Origin of the sequence: Cellulosimicrobium sp. 4261, from assembly GCF_040546915.1 — a bacterium.
Classification (GTDB): Bacteria; Actinomycetota; Actinomycetes; order Actinomycetales; family Cellulomonadaceae; genus Cellulosimicrobium; species Cellulosimicrobium cinnabarinum.
Genome location: NZ_JBEPOQ010000008.1, coordinates 11703 through 34621, shown reverse-complemented (window position 1 = coordinate 34621; position 22919 = coordinate 11703). Strand labels below are relative to the sequence as shown.

Here is a 22919-nt window from a genome sequence, read left to right as displayed (position 1 = left end):
GTCAGGCGTCCGCGTCCTCGGTCGCGGGAGCGTCGGCCGGAGCCTCGTCCTCGACCACGGCGTGCAGCGAGAGCTTGCCGCGCGGGTCGATCTCGCCGATCTCGACCTGGACCTTCTGGCCGATGGACAGCACGTCCTCGACGTTCTCGACGCGCTTGCCGCCCACGAGCTTGCGGATCTGGCTGATGTGCAGCAGACCGTCCTTGCCCGGGGAGAGCGAGATGAACGCGCCGAACGACGTCGTCTTGACGACCGTGCCGACGAAGCGCTCGCCGATCTCCGGGACGTGCGGGTTGGCGATCGCGTTGATCGCCGCGCGGGCGGCCTCGGCCGACGGGCCGTCGACGGCGCCGATGTACACGGTGCCGTCGTCCTCGATGGAGATGTCCGCGCCCGTCTCCTCCTGGATCTGGTTGATCATCTTGCCCTTGGGGCCGATGACCTCGCCGATCTTGTCGACCGGCACCTTCACGGAGATGACGCGCGGGGCGTTCGGGGACATCTCGTCGGGCACGTCGATGGCCTCGGCGAGCACGTCGAGGATCGTCAGGCGCGCGTCGCGCGCCTGGGTCAGCGCACCGGCGAGCACCGAGGCGGGGATGCCGTCGAGCTTGGTGTCGAGCTGGATGGCCGTGACGAACTCGCGCGTGCCGGCGACCTTGAAGTCCATGTCGCCGAACGCGTCCTCGGCCCCGAGGATGTCGGTGAGCGCCGCGTAGCGGGTCTCACCGTCCACCGTGTCGGAGATGAGGCCCATCGCGATGCCCGCGACGGGGGCACGCAGCGGCACGCCCGCGTTGAGGAGCGAGAGGGTCGAGGCGCACACGGAGCCCATCGACGTCGAGCCGTTGGAGCCGAGGGCCTCGGACACCTGGCGGATCGCGTAGGGGAACTCCTCGCGGCTCGGCAGCACCGGCACGAGCGCACGCTCGGCGAGCGCGCCGTGACCGATCTCGCGGCGCTTCGGGCTGCCGACACGGCCGGTCTCGCCGGTCGAGTACGGCGGGAAGTTGTAGTTGTGCATGTAGCGCTTGCGCGTCTCCGGACCGAGCGAGTCGATCTGCTGCTCCATGCGGAGCATGTTCAGCGTGGTGACGCCCATGATCTGCGTCTCGCCACGCTCGAAGAGCGCGGAGCCGTGCACGCGCGGCAGCACCTCGACCTCGGCCGACAGGGTGCGGATGTCCGCGAGCCCACGGCCGTCGATCCGCACGCCGTCGGTGAGCACGCGCTGGCGCACGAGCTTCTTCTGGAGCGAGCGGTACGCGGCGGAGAGCTCCTTCTCGCGGCCGTCGAACCCGGCCTGGAGCTTGCCCACCATCTCGTTCTTGATCTCGTCGAGACGGTTCTCCCGGTCCTGCTTGTCCGCGATGGCGAGCGCCTCGCGCAGGTCCGTCGCGACCTCGGCCTCGACCGCGGCGAACGCGTCGTCCTGGTAGTCCAGGAAGACCGGGTACTCCTTGACGGGCTTCGCGGCCTGCGCCGCGAGCGCCGACTGCGCGTCGCACAGCGCCTTGATGAACGGCTTGGCCGCCTCGATGCCCTCGGCGACGACCTCCTCGGTCGGCGCGGCCACGCCCTCGTCCTTGACGAGGCCCCAGGCGCCGTCGGTCGCCTCGGCCTCGATCATCGCGATCGCGACGTCGTCGCCGACGACGCGGCCGGCCACGACCATGTCGAAGACCGCGCGCTCCTTGTCGGAGTACTTGGGGAACGCGACCCACTGACCGTCGACCAGCGCGATGCGGACCGCGCCGACCGGGCCGGAGAACGGCAGGCCGGAGATCTGGGTCGACGCCGACGCGGCGTTGATCGCGAGCGTGTCGTACGCGTCGTCCGGGTGGAGCGCGAGGACCGTGATGACGACCTGGACCTCGTTGCGCAGGCCCTTGACGAAGAGCGGGCGCAGCGGGCGGTCGATGAGGCGGCACGCGAGGATCGCGTCCGTCGAGGGACGACCCTCGCGGCGGAAGAACGAGCCGGGGATGCGGCCCGCGGCGTACATGCGCTCCTCGACGTCCACCGTCAGGGGGAAGAAGTCGAACTGCTCCTTCGGGTGCTTGCCGGCCGTCGTGGCCGACAGGAGCATCGTCTCGTCGTCGAGGTACGCGGCGACGGAGCCGGCGGCCTGACGGGCGAGGCGCCCGGTCTCGAACCGGACGGTGCGGGTGCCGAAGCGACCGTTGTCGATCGTGGCCTCGGCGAACTGGATCTCGGGACCCTCCACGGGTGCCCTCCCTTTCTCGAAGCGCCGCCCGGGTAGCCCTGTCGAGGGTTCCGGTCCGTGCCCCGGCGCGTGGCGCAGGGGCTCCGGTCGCACTCGACGCTCGGCGGTCTTCGATCGAGGTCCACGGCGGTTCCCGCACCGGCGCCGTCCGAGGACGGTGCCGAGGGGGTCCGTGAGCCACTACCGAGGACCGAACGAGAGGCCGGCGGCGCGGTGGGTGGTGTGCGGCTGGTGGTGCTCAGCCGGGGTGTGACGGGTACATCACACCAGACCAGCCCGGTCCCCGCAGGGACCGGGCTGGCGGTGTCGTGTCAGCGACGCAGACCGAGGCGCTCGATGAGGCTCCGGTAGCGGTTGATGTCGACCTTCTGCAGGTAGCCGAGCAGGCGACGGCGCTGGCCGACGAGGAGGAGCAGACCACGACGGCTGTGGTGGTCGTGCTTGTGCTCCTTGAGGTGCTCGGTGAGGTCCTTGATGCGCTGCGTGAGGAGCGCGACCTGGACCTCGGGCGAACCGGTGTCGCCCTCGCTCGTCGCGTACTCGGTCATGATGCGCTGCTTCGTGGCAGTGTCGAGCGGCACGGTTCTCCTTCGGGTTCGTTGCGCGGTGCACCGGGACGGATCTCCCGGGCTCTCTCTGTCCGCGGCCGGTCAGACGGCGCATCCACCCTACCAAACGGACGCGCCGTCGTCGGCCGCGACCCCGGCCCGCCCGGCCGGAGCGCGCGACCCGCCTCAGGGGGCGCCGTCGTGCCCGGCCGTGCCGTCACCGCGGAACCGGCCCGTGGCGTCGGGCAGCACCCCGGCGAACCGGAGCAGGTCCGGCAGCGTGAGGACGAGCGGCCCGTCCTCGAAGTGCACGCCCTGCGCGGGCGTCCAGTGGTTGCTCGTGCGCACGTACGACGTGTCGTCCTGCCGCAGCAGGTACACGAACGTCTCCGCGAGCACGCGGCTGCCGACCTCGCCGAGGAAGCTGCCGTCGCCCTGGAGCTCGGCCTCCTTGAGGACGTAGTACCACAGCGGGGTGCCGCCGTGGTCGCCGTCCCGCAGGGCCGCGAGCGCCTGCTTCACGTCGTCCCCCGCCCGGTCCTCGAGCTGGGCCGGGGTGAGCGGGATGACGCCGAACGCCGCGGCGACGGCCTCGCCCGTGGGCAGGGCGAGCATGTACCCGCGCAGCAGGTTGCGCTGCGCGAGCTGCTTCTGGAGCGCGCTCGCGACGAGCTGGGCCGGCGTGTGCGCCGGCGCCTCGGGCGGCAGGTTCCCCTCCTTGACCATGGTGCCCAGGCTGGGTGCGAGGAACGTGTCGATCTTCTCGGCCGCACGGAACGTGCGCGGGTCGCCCTTGTCGACGAACCGCGCCCACTCGATCGGCCAGTTCGACGGCAGGACAGGCGTGCCCTGCGGTCCCGGGCGCAGGCTGCCGCCGTTCCCCGTGAACTGGAAGAGCTGGGTCAGGCTCGCGTTCGCGGGCGGCGGGCCCGTGAAGTTGACGTTGAAGTCGTAGGAGTCGCGGATCATCGAGTGCCCGAACCGGAACGCCGCGACCGCGAACTCGAGCGGCATGGAGATCGGGTACCGGGGCCGGAAGAACGACGTGTCGCGCAGGAGCGTCGCGTCGAGCACGCCCGGCGTGGTGAGGGTACGCAGGTAGTCGTTGACCACGAGCCACTGGTAGTGCCACCGCACGAGCTGGCTCGCGCGCTCGAACACGCCGCGCTCCCCGCCCGTGTGCCGGGTCCAGGGCTCGACGTCGTCCACCCAGTCCACGACGGCGTTGTGGAACCGGATCATCGCGAGGTGGAGCTGGGCGACCACGAGGTTCTCGTCGTTGCGCCCGTCCGGGATCAGCGGTGCGCCGCCGTCGTCGCGCGGCAGGTCGCGCTGCGCGTCGTCGCCGGGTGCCACGAGCGAGAACGAGGGGCCGCCCGGTATGACGAGCGGCTCGGTCGAGATGCGGCCGAGCCGCAGCTTCGCCGAGCCCGGCACGTACGACGCCTCGCTGCGCGTCGTGCGGTAGCCTCGCTCGCCCTCGAACCGCGGCCCGCTGCCGTACAGGGAGTCGAGGTTGAGCGCCGGGTGGCGACCGTTGTGGAGCGAGCGGACCACGACCCACGGCGCGAACACCTGGAAGGGCACCGCGTCGACGTCGCCGAGCGCCTGGTCCCCGTCCCGGCCCGCCGTCGTGTCGGGTCCGTTGGTGTTGAGCGTGATGTCGTGGTCGATGAACTGGCCCCAGTACGTGTACACGGCCGGCACGTGCGAGTCGAGGCTGCGCGGCGGCTGCCCGGGCGGGGTGACCGGCCGGGCGACCATCGCGGCCCCGAGCGTCTTCAGCGCGGCGACGGTCGCGGTCGTCGCGCCGTTCCCGACCGGGAGGTGGAACCACGGGAAGCGCTCGGCGAGCTGCGGGAACAGGTAGTCGAACGCGGTCGTGGAGTCGTACCGGTGGTGCTCGAGGTCCCGTGCCACGGCGGCCTCGGCCGCGGGCAGGAGCGGTGCGTCCGACTCCGCCGGGTCGACGTCCGCGTCGGTCGCGACCTCGTCGGGGACGACGGCCGACCCGTGCCCGACGCTGCGGACGGTCCGGCCGACCGGGGTGGACGCCTGGTCGACGGCGTCGGGGGCGACGTCGTCGACGACGGTCTCGGCGACGGGTGTCGCCGCGTGCTGCTGAGCCTCCATGGCTCTGCCCTCTCTGTCGGAGGTCTTCGTGCGGCCCGCGCGGCGAGCCGCCGGCGTCCCCGCGGGCGTGCGCGCGCGGGGACGGGTGCGACCGCCCCCGGGCCGCAGCCCGGGGACCGCGCGGCCGCCTGGGCGCCGTGCACGACGGCGCCGCTCACCCGGAGGGAGGGCCCGGCGCGGGTGTCGTGACACGGCCGGGCAGCGCCCGGAGGACGGCGCGGTGACGGGCTCGAGGACCGTCTCGACGACGCCCGCACGGCGCGCCGGGCGAGGACCCCGCGGACGCGCCGCGGCGGCTCGGCGGGCTCAGCCCCGCAGGAGCCCGCGGCGCCGGGCCTCGGCGACGGCCGCCGTGCGCGACGGCGCACCGAGCTTGTCGTAGACGTGCACGAGGTGCGTCTTCACGGTCGCGCGCGAGAGGAACAGCTCGTGCGCGATCTCGTCGTTCGTGCGCCCCTCGGCGACGAGCGCGAGCACCTCGAGCTCGCGCGCGGTGAGCGCGGTGCCCGGGCTGCGCAGCCGGCCGAGCAGCCGGCGCTGCACCGCGGGCCCGAGGGCGACCTCGCCCGCCGCGGCAGCGCGCACGGCCGCGACGAGCTCGTGGGTCGGCGCGTCCTTGAGCAGGTAGCCGCGAGCGCCCGCCTCGACCGCGGCGAGGATGTCGGCGTCCGCGTCGTAGGTCGTGACGACGAGCACGGGCGGACCGTCCGTCGCGACGATCTCGCGGACCGCGTCCACGCCCCCGAGGCGCCCGGGGCCGAACTGCAGGTCGAGCAGCACGACGTCGGCCCGCAGCCCGGCGCGCAGCCGCGCGAGCAGCTCCTCGGCCGAGCCGACCTCGGCGACGACCCGCACGTCCGGCTCGGCCTCCAGCACGGCGCGCAGGCCGGTCCGCACGACGGGGTGGTCGTCCGCGAGGACGACGTCCACCGCAGGGCCGGTCATCGATCCTCCTCGGTGCTGGTCGGGTCGTCGGTCGTCGCCGCGAGGGGCACCCACGCGACCACCGCCGTGCCGGCGCCCGGGGCGGACTCCACGGACAGCGTGCCCCCGAGGTCCGCGACCCGCGCGCGCATGGCGCCCAGCCCGAAGCCGCCCGGCCGGTCCGCCGTCGGCGCGGGGACGGCGTCCGGGTCGAAGCCGCGCCCGTCGTCGACCACGTCGAGCGCGACCGCGTCGTCCCCCGGCCCGCTGCCCGCGAGGAAGCTCACGGTGACGGCGGCGCGCGTCGCACCGGCGTGCCGCTCGACGTTGGCGAGCGCGGACTGCGCGACGCGCAGCAGCGCGGCCTCGACCTCCGTCGGCAGCGGGACGGGCTCGCCGCTGACCCGCACGACGACGAGCGGGCCGCCCTCGGCGGCCCGGGCGGACGCACGGTCCGCGACGCGGCGCAGGGCCCCGACGAGGTTCGACGACGCGAGGTCGGCGGGAGCCAGCGCCCGGACCACGCGGCGCGCCTCGGCGAGGTTGTGCCGCGCGACCTCGCGCGTCTGCTCGACGTACCCGCGCGCCGTCGCCGGGTCGCCCGCGTCGAGCGCGGTCCGCGCCGCGCGCAGGAGCAGCTCGGCGGACGAGAAGCCCTGGGCGAGCGTGTCGTGGATCTCGCGCGCGAGGCGCTCGCGCTCGGCCGCCACGGCCCGCTCCCGCTCCGACACCGCGAGCTCGTCGCGGGTGCGCACGAGCTCGTCGAGCGTGCGCTGGCGCTCCTGCGACTCCCGGACGACGGCCTCGAGCGCGAGCACGACGACCACCGCCACGGCCCCGCCGATGGCCGGCCCGAGCACGAACGGCAGCGCGACGCGCGCGGTCCACACGGCCATGACGCCCACGACGAGCACGACGACCACCACGACCGCGACGGGGCCCCGGCGCGGGCCGAGGACGTGCATCGCGACGAACATCAGAGGGAACGCGACCCAGACGGCGGTCGTCGAGACGAGCGACAGCCCGACCCAGAGGGCCACGAGGCCGGTCACCCACGCCCCCGCGGGCCACCACGCACCGCGCGGCGCGCGCACGTCGACGGGCACGGGGACGCGCCGTCGGCCCAGGACGTACAGGGCGAGCAGCGCCGCGCCCAGCAGCACGGCGCCCACGCCCCGCGCCGTCGACGTGACGAGCGCGCCCGCGACCGCGAGCGCGACCAGCCCGACGAGCAGCACGTCCAGGCCCCGCCGCAGCCACCGCGTCGCGGCCGGCACGACCGGCGCGACACGCCCCGCCGGCACCGAGCGGTCCGCCGGTACCGCGTCGCCTGCCGGCGCCGTGCGGCCGACGGGCGCGGCAGGCACGGCGGGCTCGGGTCCGGGCGAGGTCACGCCGTCACCCTAGCCACGGCGGCGCGGCCCGGCATCGTCCGAACGGTCGATCCGGGGCTCGTCCCTGCGGCGCCCCAGGACCGGTCGCACCGGTGATCCGCGGGACGCCGTCGCGCGGGACGGTGGACGGGACGTCGGGACGGGTCCTGTCGCGCACGACCGCTCGTGCTCGCGGGGTCGTCCCGCCCCCTGCCCCTCGGACCCCGGAGGTCTCCCCGTGTTCCTCGCCCTGCGCGACCTGCGCCACGCGCGCGGTCGCTTCGCGCTCATGACGGTCGTCGTCGCGCTCATCACGTTCCTCGTCGCGTTCCTCGCGGCGCTCACCGCGGGCCTCGGCCGCGCGAGCACCTCGGCGGTCACCGACCTGCCGGTCGACCGCGTGGTCTTCTCGCCCCCGGAGGAGGGCGCGTCCCCCTCCTTCACCGAGTCCGAGGTGACCGCCGCGCAGACGGACGCCTGGGCCGCCGTCCCCGGCGTCGACGCCGCGGACCCGCTCGGTGTCGCGACCGTGCGCGCGTCGGGTGCGAGCACGGCCGCCGTCACGGCGTTCGGCGTGCACCCCGGTTCCGGGCTCGTCCCCGCCGCCGAGGGCGCCGACGTCGCACCCGGCGCCGTCGTGCTCTCGCGCGGCGCGGCCGACGCGCTCGGCGCGGACGTGGGCGACCAGGTCGACGCCGGGCCGCTCGAGCTGACGGTCTCGGCCGTCGCGGACGTCGAGGCGGACTACTCGCACACCCCGGTCGTCTGGGTGGCCCTCGACGACTGGCAGGCCGTCGGTGCGCGCGGCGGCGCGTCGTCCGACGGGACCGCGACCGACGGCACGGGCGGCGAGGTGGCCACCGTCGTCACCCTGCGGTTCGGCGACGACCCCCCGACCGCGGACGCGCTCGCCGCCACGGACGCGCGCGTCGGGACCGTCACCGCGACGCCGCGCGAGGCGCGCTCGGCCATCTCGTCGTTCACCGCCGAGAACCTCTCGCTGACCCTCATGCAGGTCTTCCTCCTCGCGATCTCCGCGCTCGTCGTCGGCGCCTTCTTCACCGTCTGGACCATCCAGCGGGCGGGAGACGTCGCCGTGCTGCGCGCGCTCGGCGCCTCGACCCGGTACCTGCTGCGCGACGCGATCGGCCAGGCCGGTGTCGTGCTGGGCGTGGGCGTCGGGGTCGGCACCGCGCTCGCGGCCGGCGCGGGACTGCTCGCGTCCCGCGTCATGCCGGTCGTCGTCGACCTCTCGACGACCCTCGTGCCCGCCGTCGTCCTCGTCGTGCTCGGCGGCCTCGGTGGGGTCCTCGCCGTGACGCGCGTGGCGCGCGTCGACCCGCACGCGGCGCTCGCGGCCCGCTGACCTCGCCCTCTCTCGCCCGTACCGACCCTCAGGAGCTCCCCGTGGACCTCGTCCTCGACCGTGTCCGTCTCACCTACCCCGACGGCGACGGCGTCCTCGTCGCCGTCGACGACGTCTCCCTCACCGTGCCCTCGGGCACCACGACGGCGCTGCTCGGCCCGTCCGGCGCCGGCAAGTCCAGCCTGCTCGCCGTCGCGGCGACGCTCACGCCGCCGACGTCGGGCGTCGTGCGGGTGGGGCCCGACGTCGTCAGCGCACCGCTCGACGCCGATCCCGACGCCGATCCCGACGCCGCGCCCGGGAACGCGTCCGGACCGCGCGGTCGTCGGCGCGCGCGCCGCGCGGCGGACCGGGCGGCGGCGCTGCGCCGCGAGCGCATCGGGCTCGTGTTCCAGCAGCCGCAGCTCGTCGCGTCGCTCACCGTGCTCGAGCAGCTCGAGCTCATGAGCCACCTGCGGGGCCGCTCCCCCGCGTCACGCCGGGCGCACGCGCTGGAGCTGCTCGACGCCGTCGGGGTCGCCGACCGCGCGGACCGCCGACCCGAGCACCTCTCGGGCGGGCAGCGCCAGCGCGTCGCGATCGCCCGCGCGCTCATGAACGACCCCGAGGTGCTCCTCGTGGACGAGCCGACGTCGGCGCTCGACCACGAGCGGGGTGTGCAGGTGGTGGAGCTGGTCGTGCGGCTCGCGCGCGACCTCGACGCCGCGACGCTGCTCGTCTCGCACGACGAGGCGACGCTCGACCCGGTCGACGCCCGGGTCCACCTCGCGGACGGCCGCCTCGTCCCGGCGCCCGCGACGGCCTGACGGCGCACCCACGCTCGGGTCAGCGCACCGCGCGCACCCGGGTCGCGACCGCGACCCCCACGACGGCGGCCAGCGCCTGGGCCGCCACGACGCCCCACCCGGCGGTGCCGACGAGCAGGGCGACCCCCAGCGGGACCGCGCCGAGCACCGCGACGTCGGGTCCTTTGCGCAGCACGGCCGCGGCGCCCGTCGGCAGGCCGCCGGAGGGCGTCGCGAGCAGTGGCCCGCCCCAGTCCGGCGGCTCGCGGTAGGCGCTGCGCACCGCTGCGGCGCCCTGCACGACCGCCGTGAGCACCGCGACCGCGAGCCACCGTGCGTCGCCCGTCGCCACCGCGAGCGGCGCCGTGCCGGCGGCGAGGCACGCCGTCGCGGTGAGCGTCGGGACGACGCCGCGCGCGAGCCGCGTCCACCGCGCGCGGAGCGGCACGAGCGCGTCGACGACGGGAGCCATCTCCGCCGTGCGCGCCCCTTCCGCACCGAGCACCGCCGCACCGAGGCCCGCGGCGACGAGCAGGACGAAGAGACCGAAGCCCGAGCCCAGGCCGGGCACCTGCTGCGCGACGACCGAGAGGGCGGCGAGACCGACGAGCTGCGCGAGCGCCGACGGGCTGCGGCCCAGCAGCACGAGGTCGGCCGCGACCACCGCGCCGACAGGACCCCGCACGGCCGCGAACCGGCGCGGCCGACGGACGCGGAACCGCGCGGCGCCGGCCCGGCGCAGGGCCCGGCCGAGGTCGCGCGTGTCGAAGGACAGCACGGCCCCGCCCACCTGGTCCGCGACCGCGCTCTGCGCGCGCAGCACCGTCGCGCCGAGGGACTCCAGCCCGCGCCACCACCGCAGCACGAGCAGCGCCGCGACGGCGAGCAGGCCGAGCACGACGACGAGCGGCGCGTCGAGCGACGGGAGACCGGAGCGCCCGGCGACGACGAGCGCGAGGCCTGCGACCGGGACGGCCGCGACCGCGACGTCGCTCGCCCGCGCGAGCAGCCCGGCGGCGCGGGCCGACGGCTGGGCGAGCCCCGCGACGGCGACGAGGAGCAGGCCCAGGGCGCCGCCGGTCGCGCCGGCCCGCAGCGCGGGCAGCGCGTCCAGCCCGGCGGCGACCGCGACGACGGCGCTCCCCAGCGTGCCGAGCACGGCCCCCAGCACGACGGCGCGCCCGAACGACGGCGACAGGAGCCCCCGACGGTCGGCGGGCGTCGGCACCCACCAGCGCACCCCGCCCCCGCCTGCGCCGACCGGGCCCAGGCGCACGGCGGTGCCCGTGAGGAACGCGAGCAGCGCCGTCGTCCCGAGCGCCTGGAGGGCCCCCGGCCCCAGCACGGGCGGCCCGCCGGTCGGCACGGTGGTCGCGAGCGTCGAGCGCAGCATCGAGGCGAGGCCGACGACCCAACCCGTCGCGAGCGCGACGGACACCACGGCGTAGGCGACGTCGACGACGATCTCGCCCGGCCCGGCGTCGGCCCGCGCGGCTGCGGCCCGGGCCGTGAGACGGCGCAGCTCGCGGCCGGTCAGCAGCTCGTCCGGGTCGGAGCGCAGCGCGCTCGGTCCGTGCGCCACGGTCAGCGCACCGCCAGGAGCGCCGCGCGGGTGTCGGCCGGGGCGAGCTGGACGCAGCGGTCGTCGCCGACGAGCAGCCCTCGCGCGCCCGTGCGCTCGACGAGCTCCGGGTCGTGCGTGGCGAGGACCACGGCCACGCCGCTGCGCGCGTCCTCGACGAGCAGCGCCGCGAGACGCTCCCGCATCCCCGGGTCGAGCCGCTGCTCCGGCTCGTCGAGCACGAGCAGCTCGCGGGGCCGCACGAAGCCGGAGGCGAGCAGGAACCGTCGTCGCTGCCCGGAGGAGAGCGCCGACGGGAGCGACCTGCCCTGCTCGGCGATCCCGAACCGGTCGAGGAGCTCGTCCACGACCGCCCCGGCTCCCGGCACGCCGTGCCCCCGCGCGACGAGGACGAGGTGCTCGCGGACCGTGAGCGCCGGGAAGAACGCGTCGTCGTCGAGCACGCCCGCGACGCGCGCCCGGAAGTCGCGCTCGCGCTCGTCCACGTCGCGCCCGAACGCGCGCACCGCACCGCCCAGCGGCGCCTGGAGGCCGAGCAGCGTGCGCAGGAGGGTCGACTTGCCGCTGCCGTTGGCGCCGATCACCACGACCAGCTCGCCCGGGCCCACGGAGAGGTCGACGGGCGCGCACACCGCGACGTCCGCGTAGCCGACGCGCAGCGCGCGCGCCTCGAGCACGGGCGCCTGGGCGGCCACGGTCAGGCGCCCGGGGTCGTCGCGCCCGGCTCCCCATCCGGGGCCGCGAGGATCTCCCGGGCGCGCGCGACGTCGTCGTGCATCTGCGCCACGAGCGGCTCGATGCCGTCGAAGCGCAGCGTCGGGCGCAGCCGCTCGACCAGCTCCAGGACCACGTCCTCGTCGTACAGGTCGAGGTCCGCGCGGTCGAGGACGTACGCCTCGACCCGGCGCTCGACGCCGTCGAACGTCGGGTTCGTCCCGATCGAGATCGCCGCCGGCAGGCGCACGTCCGCGTGGCGGGGGTCGGCGCCCGCGAGCTGCGGGCGCTCGAGCCAGCCCGCGTAGACGCCGTCGGCCGGGACCATGCCGCTGATCGACCCGAGGTTGGCCGTCGGGAAGCCGAGCTCGCGCCCCCGCGCGTCCCCGTGCACGACGGTGCCGCGCACCCGGTGGGACCGTCCGAGGATGCGGGCCGCCTCGCGCACGTCGCCCGCCGCGAGCAGCGCGCGCACGCCCGTCGACGACCAGCGCACCTGCGAGTCGCCCGGCGTCTCCTCGTCCGTCACCGGCACGCCCTGGTGCTGGCCGACGTCGTCGATCGCCACCACGTCGAAGCCGTAGCGCGTGCCGAGCGCGACCATCGTCTCCATGGTGCCCGCGTTGTCGCGGCCGAAGCGGACGTCGTGCCCGACCACGACCGCGCCCGCGTGCAGGCCGTCGACGAGGTAGGCGCGCACGAACTCCTCCGGCGTCTGCCGTGCGAACTCGAGCGTGTACTCCACGAGCAGGACCGCGTCCAGGCCCGTCGCGGCCAGCAGCTCGACCCGGTCCGCGATGCCCGTGATGAGCTCGGGCGCGCTCTCCGGACGGTGCACGGCCGCGGGGTGCGGGTGGAACGTCACCGCCACGGCGCGCGCGTCGCGCTCGCGCGCGAGGTCGACGATGCGTCCGAGCACCTGGGCGTGCCCGCGGTGGACGCCGTCGAAGTTGCCGATCGTCACGACCGACGGGCCGAAACCCGGGGGAACCTGGCTCAGGTCCGTCCACAGGTGCACGCGAGAACTCCTCAGGTGAGCAGGAAGGCCGCGGGCGCCGCCCGGGGCGGCCACCCGTGCCGACGGGGGGCGGCGGCGGACCGGACGGGGAGGCACCGGGACCGCGCTGGACAAGACTGCCACGCCCCGGGCACGACGCCGAACCGGACGCGTCAGGCGGGGGCGAGCACGAGGACCGGCCGGGCGAGGTCCTTGCCGCCGCGGCGGGTGTCCTCCACGAGCGCCACGAGCTCGCCCTCCGGGGACATCGCCGCCGTCGTGCCGGGCGTCCCGCTCGCGTCGATCCACTGCCCGTAGGACAGCGCGGTCGCCTGCTCCGGGGTCAGCTCGCGCACGGGGAACGTCGCACGGGCCGCCTGCGCGAGCGGCAGGGTCGCGAGCACACCGTCGCGGTCCGCCTGGGCCTCGAGCTCCTCGAGCGTCGAGGCGACGTCGAGCCCGTACCCGCCCACCCGCGTGCGCCGCAGCGCCGTCAGGTGGCCGCCGACGCCGAGCGCCGACCCGAGGTCGCGCGCGAGCGCCCGCACGTACGTCCCCGAGGACACGGTCACCCGGACGTCGACGTCGAGCGCGGGCGGCGCGTCGTCGGGGACGCCCTGCTCCCCCGGCGCCACCGGCCGCACGGCGAGCACGTCGAAGCGCGAGACGACGACGGGCCGCGCCGCCAGCGCGACCTCCTCGCCCGCGCGAGCGCGGGCGTAGGCGCGCTGCCCGTCGACCTTGATCGCGCTGACCGTGCTCGGCACCTGGAGGATCTCGCCGGTGAGGTCCGCGACCCCCGCGTCGAGGTCGGCCCGCCCGACGGCGGACGCGTCCGCTCGCGAGAGCACCTCCCCCTCCGCGTCGTCCGTCGTGGTCGCGGCACCGAGCCGGATCGTCGCGTCGTAGTCCTTGTCGGCACCGACGACGTACGTCAGCAGCTTCGTCGCGCGCCCGACCCCGAGCACGAGGACGCCCGTGGCCATGGGGTCGAGCGTGCCCGCGTGGCCGACCTTGCGCGTGCCGGCGAGGCGTCGCCCGCGGCCGACGACGTCGTGGCTCGTCCAGCCGGCGGGCTTGTCGACGACGACGAGACCGTCGGGAGCGACGGGGCGTCGCTCCCGACGGTCCGTCGCGGGCGGGCGTTCGCCCACGCGGTCAGGCCCGCTCGTCGTCGGCGACGGCGTCCGCGTCCTCCGCCGAGCGGTACGGGTCGGCGTCCCCGGCGAACGGCTTGCCCTCGCGCAGGGCGGCGAGCTCGGCGTCGCGCCGGCGGGCCTCGACGAGCGCGGCGTCGAGGTGCGCCGCGGTCTCGGGCACCGAGTCGAGGTGGAACTCGATCGCCGGCGTGAGGCGGATGCCGGTCTGCTTGCCGACCTCCGACCGGATGAGGCCCTTCGCGCTCTCCAGCGCGGCGGCCGTCCCGGCCCGCTCCTCGTCCGTGCCGTAGACGGTGTAGAACACCGAGGCGTTCTGCAGGTCACCCGTGACGCGGACGTCCGTCACCGTGACGAACCCGAGGCGCGGGTCCTTGATCCGGGTGTCGAGCATCTGCGCGACGATCTCCTTGATGCGGTCGGCGAGCTTCCTCGCCCGGGGGTGGTCGACCATGTCTTCTTCCTTTCGTGCCGAGCCTTCCGGCGACGGTCCCGACGACCGTACGTCGAACGGGGCCCACCGGCCGGGTGGGTGGCCGCGGTGGGGTGCTGACGGGTGCGGGTGGTGACGACCGCGGGGTGACGAACGCCCGGGGGCGGCCACGGTGACCGTGACCGCCCCCGGGCGTGACGAGCGTCAGGAGCGCGGCTTCTCGCGCATCTCGAACGTCTCGATGGTGTCGCCGACCTGGAGGTCGTTGAACGAGCCCAGACCGATACCGCACTCGAAGCCCTCGCGGACCTCGGTGGCGTCGTCCTTGAACCGCTTGAGCGACTCGACCGTGAGGTTGTCCCCCACGACCTTGCCGTCGCGCAGGACGCGCGCCTTGGCGTTGCGGCGGATCTCGCCCGACCGGACGATCGAGCCGGCGATGTTGCCGAACTTGGAGGAGCGGAAGATCTCGCGGATCTCCGCCGTGCCCAGCTGGGCCTCCTCGTACTCCGGCTTGAGCATGCCCTTGAGCGCGGCCTCCACGTCCTCGATCGCCTGGTAGATGATCGAGTAGAAGCGGACGTCGACGCCCTCGCGCTCGGCCAGGTCCTCGACGCGCTCGCCGTACTTCACGTTGAAGCCGATGATGATCGCGTTGTCGACCGTCGCGAGGTTGACGTCGTTCTGCGTGATCGCGCCGACACCGCGGTGGATGACGCGCAGCTCGACCTCGTCGCCCACGTCGATCTTGAGCAGCGCGTCCTCGAGCGCCTCGACGGCACCGGACACGTCGCCCTTGAGGACGAGGTTGAGGGTCTCGACCTTGCCCTGCTGGAGGGCCTGCGTGAAGTCCTCGAGGCTGATGCGCTTGCGGCGCTTGGCCAGGAGGGCGGCGCGCTCGGCGGCCTCGCGCTTCTCGGCGATCTGGCGGGCCGTGCGCTCGTCGGGCGCCACGAGGAACGTGTCGCCCGCGCTCGGCACGGACGCGAGACCCAGCACGAGGACCGGACGGGCGGGGCCCGCCTCGGTCACGGCGTTGCCGTGCTCGTCGAACATCGCGCGGACGCGGCCGTGGGCCGTGCCGGCGACGATCGCGTCACCGACGTGCAGCGTGCCGGACTGGACGAGGACGGTCGCGACGGCGCCGCGGCCCTTGTCCAGGTTCGCCTCGATGGCGACGCCGCGCGCGTCCTTGTCGGGGTTCGCACGCAGGTCGAGCGAGGCGTCGGCCGTGAGCAGGACGGCCTCGAGGAGGTCGTCGATGCCCATGTTCTGCTTCGCGGAGACGTCGACGAACATCGTGTCGCCGCCGTACTCCTCGGCCACCAGGTTGTACTCGGTGAGCTGCTGGCGGATCTTGGCCGGGTTGGCCGACTCCTTGTCCACCTTGTTCACCGCGACCACGATCGGGACGTTCGCCGCCTGGGCGTGGTTGAGCGCCTCGATGGTCTGCGGCATCACGCCGTCGTCCGCGGCCACGACGAGGATCGCGATGTCCGTCACCTGGGCACCGCGGGCACGCATGGCGGTGAACGCCTCGTGACCCGGGGTGTCGATGAAGGTGATGGCGCGGTCGACGCCCTCGTGCTCGTGACGCACCTGGTACGCACCGATGTGCTGGGTGATGCCGCCGGCCTCGCCCGCGACGACGTCCGTCTGGCGGATGGCGTCGAGGAGCTTGGTCTTTCCGTGGTCGACGTGACCCATGACCGTGACGACCGGCGGGCGGGCGGCGAGCTCGTCGTCGCCCTCGGCCTCGAGCTCCGCGTCCAGGTCGATGTCGAACGACCCGAGCAGCTCGCGGTCCTCCTCCTCGGCCGAGACCATCTCGATGACGTAGCCGAGCTCGGACGCGAGGGCACCGAACGTGTCCTCGTCGAGCGACTGCGTCGCCGTGGCCATCTCACCGAGGTGGAACAGCACGGTGACGAGGCTCGCGGGGTTCGCGTCGATCTTGTCGGCGAAGTCGTTCAGCGACGAGCCGTGACGCAGCCGCACGACGGTCGAGCCGTTCCCGCGGGGAACCTGCACGCCGCCGAGCGACGGCGCCTGCATCTGCTCGAACTCCTGGCGCTTCGCGCGCTTCGACTTCCGCCCACGGACCGGGCGACCGCCGGCGCGCCCGAAGGCACCCTGCGTGGAGCCACGACCGGCGCCACCGCGGCCACCGCCACCGGGACGGCCGGCGAAGCCGCCGCCACCACCGGGAGCGCCGCCACCGCCGGGACGACCGCCGAAGCCGCCACCACGACCGCCGCCACCGCCACCGGGACGACCACCGGGAGCAGGACGCTCACCGGGACGGCCGATCGAGGTGCGGCCGGGCATCATGCCCGGGTTGGGGCGCGGGCCGCCGGGACGCGGCGCGGGGCGCGGACCGCCCGGACGGGGACCGCCCGAGCGCTCGCCGGACGCGGCCGCCGCACCCTCGGTGCGCTCGGGGCGCGACCCGGGCCGGGGCATGCCCTGGCTCGGGGCGAACGGGTTGTTGCCCGGGCGCGGTGCACCCGGACGCGGGCCACCCTGTCGGGGCATGCCCTGGCTGGTCGCGAACGGGTTGTTCCCCGGACGCGGTGCACCGGGACGTCCGCCCGAGCCACCGGGGCGCGGGGCGGACGCGTTCGTGCCGCCGCCCGGCTTGGGCGAGGCGGTGGGCTTCTGCGCGGGCGCGGGCGTCGGACGCTGCGCCGCGGGAGCCTGGGGTGCCGGCGCCTTCGGGGCCGGAGCCGCGGGCGTGGCGGGTGCCGGAGCCTTCGGGGCCGGCGCAGCCGGCTCGGCGGGGGCCGCGGCCTGCTGGGCCTGCGGAGCCGGCGCGGCCGGCTCGGCCTTGACCTCCGGCTTCGGGGCCGGCTTCGGCGCTGCCGGACGCGCGGCGGGTGCCGCCGCGGGCTTGCTCGCGCCGCCGCCCCCGGCGGGGAAGGCGTCGCGCAGCTTGCGGACCACCGGTGGCTCGATGGTCGAGGATGCCGAGCGGACGAACTCACCGAGCTCCGTCAGCTTGGTCATGATGGTCTTGCTTTCCACCCCGAGCTCCTTCGCGAGCTCGTAGACGCGGACCTTTGCCACAACTCTCCTGTCTCGGCCCGCCCCGGACAGGGAGGACCGTCGTTAGTGCTGGGTGCTCATCGCTGGGTACTCATCGGGTGCCCATCGGCTTCTAACCCGCTTCCTTGTCGACGTGTCGTGCCTGCGGCCCCGTACGGACGGGGCCGTGACGCATGGCTCAGAGGTGCTCTCCCGAACGGGCCTCGATCGCGGCGCGGACCGCGGCGAGGTCGAGGGGCCCGGCGACACGCAGGGCCCGCGGGACGGCCCGCCGGCGTTCCGCCGTCTCGAGGCACCGGGCCGACGCGTGGAGCCACGCACCGCGACCCGGCAGCGACCGCCCGACGTCCACCACGAGCCGTGGCTCGTCGGTGCCCGCGCCGGACCGGTCGAGGACCAGACGGAGAAGAGCTGACCGCAGGTCGCGCTGCCTGCACCCGACGCACGTGCGGACCGGACCCGATCCCGTGGCAACGGGGCGGGTCGTGGAGTCCGGGGGCATGGTCGAGGTGCGGGCTCGCGGCCCGGTCGATGACAGTCTACCGCGCCGGTCCGTCATCCGTGACCGTCCCACGCCCCGCGGCTACCGGTCGGCAGCGCGGGGACCTGCGGGAGCGGCACCGTCGGGCCCCTCGGCCGCGGCTCCGCCCTCGTCCGAGCGGATGTCGATGCGCCACCCCGTCAGCTTCGCGGCCAGGCGGGCGTTCTGCCCTTCCTTGCCGATCGCGAGGGAGAGCTGGAAGTCCGGGACGACGACGCGCGCGGCGCGTGCCACCTCGTCGACCACCGTGACCGACGACACACGCGCCGGGGACAGCGCGTTGGCCACGAACTGGGCCGGGTCGTCGCTGTGGTCCACGATGTCGATCTTCTCGCCGTGGAGCTCCGCCATGACGGCGCGCACGCGCGAGCCCATCGGCCCGATGCACGCGCCCTTCGCGCCGAGCCCCGGGACGCGCGAGCGGACGGCGACCTTGGTGCGGTGGCCCGCCTCGCGCGCGATGGCCGTGATCTCCACGGAGCCGTCGGCCACCTCCGGGACCTCGAGCTCGAAGAGCTTGCGGACCAGGTTGGGGTGCGTGCGGCTCAACGTGATCTGCGCGCCCTTCATTCCCCGGGCGACCTCGAGCACGTAGGCGCGCAGGCGCTCGCCGTGCACGTACTCCTCCGTGGGGACCTGCTCGTGCGGCGGGAGCACGGCCTCCGTGCCGCCCACGTCCACGAGCACGACGCGCGGGTCGCGGCCCTGCTGGATGACGCCCGCGAGGACCTCGCCCTCCTTGCCGCGGAACGTGCCGAGGATCTGGTCGTCCTCCGCGTCACGCAGTCGCTGGACGATGACCTGGCGTGCGGTCGAGGTCGCGATGCGCCCGAAGTCGGCGGGCGTGTGGTCGAACTCGGGACCGTACTCGACGGGGCCGCGCGGGGCGTCCTCGTCGTCGGTCTCGGGAGCGGGCAGCTCCTCGCGCGCCCACACCGTCACGTGCCCCGTCTTGCGGTCGAGCTCGACGCGCGCCCGGGTGTACGCGTCGGGGGTGCGGTGGTACGCCGAGAGCAGGGCCTGCTCGATCGCCGCGACGAGCACGTCGAGGCTGATGTCCCGCTCGCGCTCCAGCAGGCGCAGCGCGCTCATGTCCACGTCCATCGTCAGGCCTCCTCGTCGTGGTCGGTCGTCTCGTCGGCGGAGCCGTCGAGCTCGGGCAGGTCCGCCTCGAGCGCGCGCTTGAGCTCGACCTGCACCTCGCCGCGCACGACGTCGGCGAGCGGCACCACGCGCTCCGTCACCACGCCGCGCGCGCCGGGGACGTCGAGCAGCAGCTCGGTCTCGACCGCGGAACCGGGGCGCAGACGGCCCTCGAGCGTGCCGCCGTCGGACAGGACGAGCCGCACGAGACGGCCCCGGGCGCGCCGGAAGTGGCGCGGCTCGGTGAGCGGACGGTCCGTGCCGGGCGTGGAGACCTCGAGCGTGTACGCGCCGTGGAGCGGGTCCACCGTGTCCAGCGCCGCGGAGATCGGGCGCGTGGCCTCGGCCACCGCGTCCAGGTCGAGGCTGCCCTCGACGTCGTCGGGGAGGTCCAGCACGACGCGCACCACCGAACGGGCACCCGCGCGCGACACCGTGACGTCCTCGAGGTGGAGGCCGGCGTCACGGACCGCGGGCTCGACCGCCTCGCGGACGCTCTCCCGGAGCGCGTGCGCCGCCGCGTCGCCTCCGGACCCTCTGCCGGACTGACCGCCCGCCTGCCCTGCCATGACTCAGCTCCTGTCCGTGTCCCACGCCGGGTACGCCAGACGACCGGTGTGTTGTTGTCTCGGGTGCTCCGACCCCCGGCTCGCGGGACGTCGGAACGGGGACCAGCCTAACGACTCGCGAGCCCCGGACGTGACATCATCGCCCCCGATGACTCCCCACGCGACCGCGGCCGACGCCGCCCCCCGAGCCCGGCGGACCCGTCCCGCGGCCCGTGCCGGCCGTCTGCTCGCGGCCGTGACGGTGCTCGCGACGAGCGTCCTGGCGGCCGGGTGCGGCGTCCGGCTGGACACGCCGCCGCCCACGGAGCCCTCCCCCGACACGGTCGAGGTGCTCCGTTCCGGGGCCGTCGACGACGCGCTCGGGGTCGCCGCGCTGGTGGCGGACGTCACGCCCCGGGTGACCGACCCGGCCGCGCTCGCCGTGCTGGGCGAGGCCGCCGCGTTCGCCGACCGGCACGTCGACGCGCTCGGCGGCGTCTACGACTCGGGCCTGGAGCACCCCGCGGAGCCCGAGAGCGGCGCCGGCTCCGGCACCACCGAGACCGGCACCCCGGGGGCGGGCACCACCACGCCCGGCACGGACGGGACGGCGTCGGACCCCGGCGCCGCAGGGACCGGCGCCGACGCGGCCGGCACGGACGCGGCGGGCACGCCCGCTCCTGGCACCGCGACGACGGACGACGTCGTCACCGCTCTCGTGGGCGCGGCCGAGCGCACGGGCGCGGCGGCCGACGCCTCGCCGGACGCCCGGCTCGCGCGGCTTCTCGCGTCGGTCGCCGCCTCGGAGCACGTCTCGGCGCAGCGGCTCGCCGCAGCCACGGGCTCGACGGTCGCGGCAGGGCCCGACGAGCCGCCGCCCGTCGACGAGGCGCCCGGCGGGGTCGGCGCCGCCGACCTCGCGACGCTCGTCGAGTCGGAGGACGCCGCCGGATACGGCTACGAGGTGCGCGCCGCGCAGTCGGAGGGCGACGTGCGCACCGCCGCGGTCGCGCGCGCCGCCCAGCACCGCGCCCGCGCGCAGGGCTGGGCCCTCGCCGCGGGCACCGACGGGACGCCGCAGGACCCGCGTCGTGTCGCCTACGCGCTGCCCGACGACACGGACCCGGCAGCCTTCGCGCGCCACGTCGAGTCAGGGCTCGCGCGCACGTACGCGAGCCTCGTCGCCGCGGCGGCCCTGACGTCCCGGGCCGAGGCCGTCGCGCTGCTCGCGGACGCCTGGGCGAACGCCGTCGCGTGGGGCGAGCCGCCCGTGGCGTTCCCGGGCCTGCCGGAGCAGACGGCAGGCTGAGCGCGCACGCCCGGCGCACCGGCCCAGCCGCCGCACCTGCCCGACGCACCGCCCCGCCCACTCTCTCCGCGCGGCTCCGGCGCGCCGTGCGCCGCTTCGGTGGCACACCGCGCCCGCGAGCTGCCGTGGGCGCAGCAGGACGCCCCGGCCCGGGAGACCGGACCGGGGCGCCGTGACGTGGTGGGTCAGCCGAGGAGCTCGGCGACCCGGCCGGCGACGTGCTCGACGGCGTCCGCGACCGCGACCTGCGCCGCCTCGCCCGCGCGCGGGCGGACCTCGACGACGCCGTCGGCCAGGCCGCGGCCCACGACGAGCAGCAGCGGCACGCCGAGGAGCTCGGCGTCCTTGAACTTCACGCCGGGCGAGACCTTGGGCCGGTCGTCGTAGATCACCTCGACGCCGCGGCCGGCGAGCTCGGTCGCGAGACGCTCGGCCTCCTCGAACACGCTCGCGTCCTTGCCCGTGGCGACGACATGCACGTGCGCGGGCGCGACGTGCGCAGGCCACGCGAGCCCGGCGTCGTCGTGGTTCGCCTCCGCGAGCGCCGCGAGGACGCGCGTGACGCCGATCCCGTAGGAGCCCATCGTCACGACGACCTGCTTGCCGTTCTCGTCGAGCACCGTGAGGCCGAGGGCCTGGGCGTACTTGCGGCCGAGCGCGAAGATGTGGCCGATCTCGATGCCGCGCGCGAGCTCGAGCGGGCCCGAGCCGTCGGGCGCGAGGTCGCCCGCGCGCACCTCCGCGGCCTCGACCGTGCCGTCGGCGGCGAAGTCGCGCTCGGCGACGAGGTCGAACACGTGCCGGCCGGGCGCGTTCGCGCCGGTGATCCAGCGCGTCCCGGCGACGACGCGCGGGTCCAGGAGGTAGCGCACCGAGTGCCGCTCCGGCGTCTCCCCCGCCGACTCGTCGGACGCGTCGCCGTCCGCGGGGCCCTCGCGGCGCGCGTTCGGGCCGAGGACCTGCGGACCGATGTAGCCCTTGACGAGCTCGGGGTGGGCGGCGAAGTCGGCGTCGGTGGCCGGCTCGACCTCGGCGGGCTCGAACGCCGCGCCGACGCGCTTGAGGTCGACCTCGCGGTCGCCCGGCAGCCCGACGACGACGACCTCGCGGCGGCCGTCCGGGTGCGTGAGCGCGAGCACGACGTTCTTCAGCGTGTCGGCCGCCGTCCACGCGCGGTCCGCGCGGGGGTAGCGCGCGTTCGCGAGCTCGACGAGCGAGGCGATGGTCGGGGTGTCGGGCGTGTCCTCGACGTGCGCGGCCGGGGCGTCGGCGTAGTCGACCGCCTCGGGCACCGGCGTGACGACGGCCTCGACGTTCGCGGCGTACCCCCCGGGCGAGCGCACGAACGTGTCCTCGCCGATCGCGGTCGGGGTGAGGAACTCCTCGGAGCGCGAGCCCCCCATGGCGCCGGACGTCGCCGCGACGATGACGTACTCGAGCCCGAGCCGGTCGAAGATGCGCCGGTAGGCCGCACGCTGCGCCTCGTACGAGCGCTCGAGGCCCTCGTCCGTCGTGTCGAACGAGTACGCGTCCTTCATGACGAACTCGCGGCCGCGGATGAGGCCCGCGCGGGGGCGCGCCTCGTCGCGGTACTTCGTCTGGATCTGGTAGATCGTCAGCGGCAGGTCCTTGTACGACGAGTACAGGTCCTTGACGAGGAGCGTGAACATCTCCTCGTGGGTGGGCGCGAGGAGGTAGTCGCCGTCCTTGCGGTCCTTGAGGCGGAAGATGTTCGGCCCGTACTCCGTCCAGCGGCCCGTCGCCTCGTAGGGCTCCTTGGGCAGCAGCGCCGGGAAGTGCACCTCCTGCGCGCCCGCGGCCGCCATCTCCTCGCGGACCACGTCCTCGACCTTGCGCAGGACGCGCAGGCCGAGCGGGAGCCAGGTGTAGATGCCGGGGGCGGCGCGACGGATGTAGCCCGCCCGCACGAGGAGCCGGTGGCTCGCGACCTCGGCGTCGGCCGGGTCCTCGCGCAGCGTCCGGACGAACAGGGTGGACAGGCGCAGGAGGTCGGCGCCCCGGACGCGGGTGGAGGCCGCGGCGGGCGCGCCGGACGTGACGGAAGACATGCGTCCCACCCTACCGGCGGGGAGG

Annotated in this window: 18 protein-coding genes; 3 read left to right on the top strand and 15 right to left on the bottom strand. The window is 75.6% G+C overall.

What is annotated here, in order from left to right; all coding sequences use genetic code 11:
* Position 1 precedes the first annotated feature (1 nt).
* The 5 genes from ABIE39_RS11765 to ABIE39_RS11745 form a co-directional block, all read right to left on the bottom strand.
* Complete coding sequence (locus ABIE39_RS11765; protein WP_074810005.1) at positions 2-2227, bottom strand: polyribonucleotide nucleotidyltransferase; 2226 nt, start codon at positions 2225-2227, stop codon at positions 2-4.
* 311 nt (positions 2228-2538) lie between these two features.
* Positions 2539-2808: a 30S ribosomal protein S15 gene (gene rpsO, locus ABIE39_RS11760; protein WP_021479897.1), complete on the bottom strand. Its 270-nt coding sequence runs from the start codon at positions 2806-2808 to the stop codon at positions 2539-2541.
* Between the two features lie 153 nt (positions 2809-2961).
* Positions 2962-4908 carry a peroxidase family protein gene (locus ABIE39_RS11755; RefSeq protein WP_354051872.1) on the bottom strand — a complete coding sequence of 649 codons (1947 nt, stop codon included), beginning with the start codon at positions 4906-4908 and terminating at the stop codon, positions 2962-2964.
* Positions 4909-5214: 306 nt separating this feature from the next.
* The gene (locus ABIE39_RS11750) at positions 5215-5853 is read right to left on the bottom strand and encodes a response regulator transcription factor (protein WP_074810003.1); all 639 of its coding nucleotides are present in this window, start codon (positions 5851-5853) and stop codon (positions 5215-5217) included.
* Complete coding sequence (locus ABIE39_RS11745) at positions 5850-7226, bottom strand: sensor histidine kinase (RefSeq protein WP_354051870.1); 1377 nt, start codon at positions 7224-7226, stop codon at positions 5850-5852. Before ABIE39_RS11745 ends, ABIE39_RS11750 begins: the two co-directional genes overlap by 4 nt.
* 217 nt (positions 7227-7443) lie before the next feature.
* Between ABIE39_RS11745 and ABIE39_RS11740 the strand changes: the two genes are divergently transcribed.
* Positions 7444-8571, top strand: a complete 1128-nt coding sequence (locus tag ABIE39_RS11740) for an ABC transporter permease (protein ID WP_175009587.1) — start codon at positions 7444-7446, stop codon at positions 8569-8571.
* A gap of 41 nt (positions 8572-8612) precedes the next feature.
* Positions 8613-9377: an ABC transporter ATP-binding protein gene (locus ABIE39_RS11735; RefSeq protein ID WP_354051867.1), complete on the top strand. Its 765-nt coding sequence runs from the start codon at positions 8613-8615 to the stop codon at positions 9375-9377.
* A 19-nt stretch (positions 9378-9396) separates the two neighbouring features.
* On the opposite strand, the gene ABIE39_RS11730 is transcribed toward ABIE39_RS11735, so the two are convergent.
* From ABIE39_RS11730 to rimP, 9 genes are all read right to left on the bottom strand, one after another.
* Positions 9397-10938 carry a DUF6297 family protein gene (locus ABIE39_RS11730; protein ID WP_209827597.1) on the bottom strand — a complete coding sequence of 514 codons (1542 nt, stop codon included), beginning with the start codon at positions 10936-10938 and terminating at the stop codon, positions 9397-9399.
* A 2-nt stretch (positions 10939-10940) separates the two neighbouring features.
* Positions 10941-11633 (bottom strand): ATP-binding cassette domain-containing protein, encoded by a 693-nt coding sequence (locus ABIE39_RS11725; RefSeq protein WP_175009590.1) that lies wholly within the window; start codon positions 11631-11633, stop codon positions 10941-10943.
* Positions 11634-11635: 2 nt separating this feature from the next.
* Positions 11636-12670 (bottom strand): bifunctional riboflavin kinase/FAD synthetase, encoded by a 1035-nt coding sequence (locus ABIE39_RS11720; RefSeq protein WP_175009591.1) that lies wholly within the window; start codon positions 12668-12670, stop codon positions 11636-11638.
* A gap of 152 nt (positions 12671-12822) precedes the next feature.
* A complete protein-coding gene (truB, locus tag ABIE39_RS11715) occupies positions 12823-13803 on the bottom strand; it encodes a tRNA pseudouridine(55) synthase TruB (RefSeq protein WP_354051864.1) in 981 nt (326 codons plus the stop codon).
* A gap of 4 nt (positions 13804-13807) precedes the next feature.
* On the bottom strand, positions 13808-14260 hold the full coding sequence (gene rbfA, locus ABIE39_RS11710) for a 30S ribosome-binding factor RbfA (protein WP_175009593.1): 453 nt from the start codon (positions 14258-14260) through the stop codon (positions 13808-13810).
* A gap of 183 nt (positions 14261-14443) precedes the next feature.
* Positions 14444-17305, bottom strand: a complete 2862-nt coding sequence (gene infB / locus ABIE39_RS11705) for a translation initiation factor IF-2 (protein ID WP_175009594.1) — start codon at positions 17303-17305, stop codon at positions 14444-14446.
* Positions 17306-17462: 157 nt separating this feature from the next.
* Positions 17463-17786, bottom strand: a complete 324-nt coding sequence (locus tag ABIE39_RS11700) for a YlxR family protein (RefSeq protein ID WP_255437330.1) — start codon at positions 17784-17786, stop codon at positions 17463-17465.
* Positions 17787-17867: 81 nt separating this feature from the next.
* Positions 17868-18929 carry a transcription termination factor NusA gene (gene nusA, locus ABIE39_RS11695; RefSeq protein WP_175009596.1) on the bottom strand — a complete coding sequence of 354 codons (1062 nt, stop codon included), beginning with the start codon at positions 18927-18929 and terminating at the stop codon, positions 17868-17870.
* 2 nt (positions 18930-18931) lie between these two features.
* Complete coding sequence (gene rimP, locus ABIE39_RS11690) at positions 18932-19537, bottom strand: ribosome maturation factor RimP (protein WP_175009597.1); 606 nt, start codon at positions 19535-19537, stop codon at positions 18932-18934.
* A gap of 148 nt (positions 19538-19685) precedes the next feature.
* Between rimP and ABIE39_RS11685 the strand changes: the two genes are divergently transcribed.
* On the top strand, positions 19686-20825 hold the full coding sequence (locus ABIE39_RS11685; RefSeq protein WP_209827591.1) for a DUF4439 domain-containing protein: 1140 nt from the start codon (positions 19686-19688) through the stop codon (positions 20823-20825).
* Between the two features lie 185 nt (positions 20826-21010).
* On the opposite strand, the gene ABIE39_RS11680 is transcribed toward ABIE39_RS11685, so the two are convergent.
* The gene (locus ABIE39_RS11680) at positions 21011-22894 is read right to left on the bottom strand and encodes a proline--tRNA ligase (protein ID WP_175009599.1); all 1884 of its coding nucleotides are present in this window, start codon (positions 22892-22894) and stop codon (positions 21011-21013) included.
* Between the last annotated feature and the right edge of the window lie 25 nt (positions 22895-22919).

Excerpts from the sequence above, each read along its gene's own strand:
- ABIE39_RS11750 (WP_074810003.1), bottom strand. The coding sequence starts at position 5,853 with ATGACCGGCCCTGCGGTGGACGTCGTCCTCGCGGACGACCACCCCGTC.
- ABIE39_RS11680 (WP_175009599.1), bottom strand. The coding sequence starts at position 22,894 with ATGTCTTCCGTCACGTCCGGCGCGCCCGCCGCGGCCTCCACCCGCGTC.
- ABIE39_RS11685 (WP_209827591.1), top strand. The coding sequence starts at position 19,686 with ATGACTCCCCACGCGACCGCGGCCGACGCCGCCCCCCGAGCCCGGCGG.
- ABIE39_RS11755 (WP_354051872.1), bottom strand. The coding sequence starts at position 4,908 with ATGGAGGCTCAGCAGCACGCGGCGACACCCGTCGCCGAGACCGTCGTC.
- rimP (WP_175009597.1), bottom strand. The coding sequence starts at position 19,537 with ATGGCAGGGCAGGCGGGCGGTCAGTCCGGCAGAGGGTCCGGAGGCGAC.
- rbfA (WP_175009593.1), bottom strand. The coding sequence starts at position 14,260 with ATGGTCGACCACCCCCGGGCGAGGAAGCTCGCCGACCGCATCAAGGAG.
- nusA (WP_175009596.1), bottom strand. The coding sequence starts at position 18,929 with ATGGACGTGGACATGAGCGCGCTGCGCCTGCTGGAGCGCGAGCGGGAC.
- ABIE39_RS11700 (WP_255437330.1), bottom strand. The coding sequence starts at position 17,786 with ATGCCCCCGGACTCCACGACCCGCCCCGTTGCCACGGGATCGGGTCCG.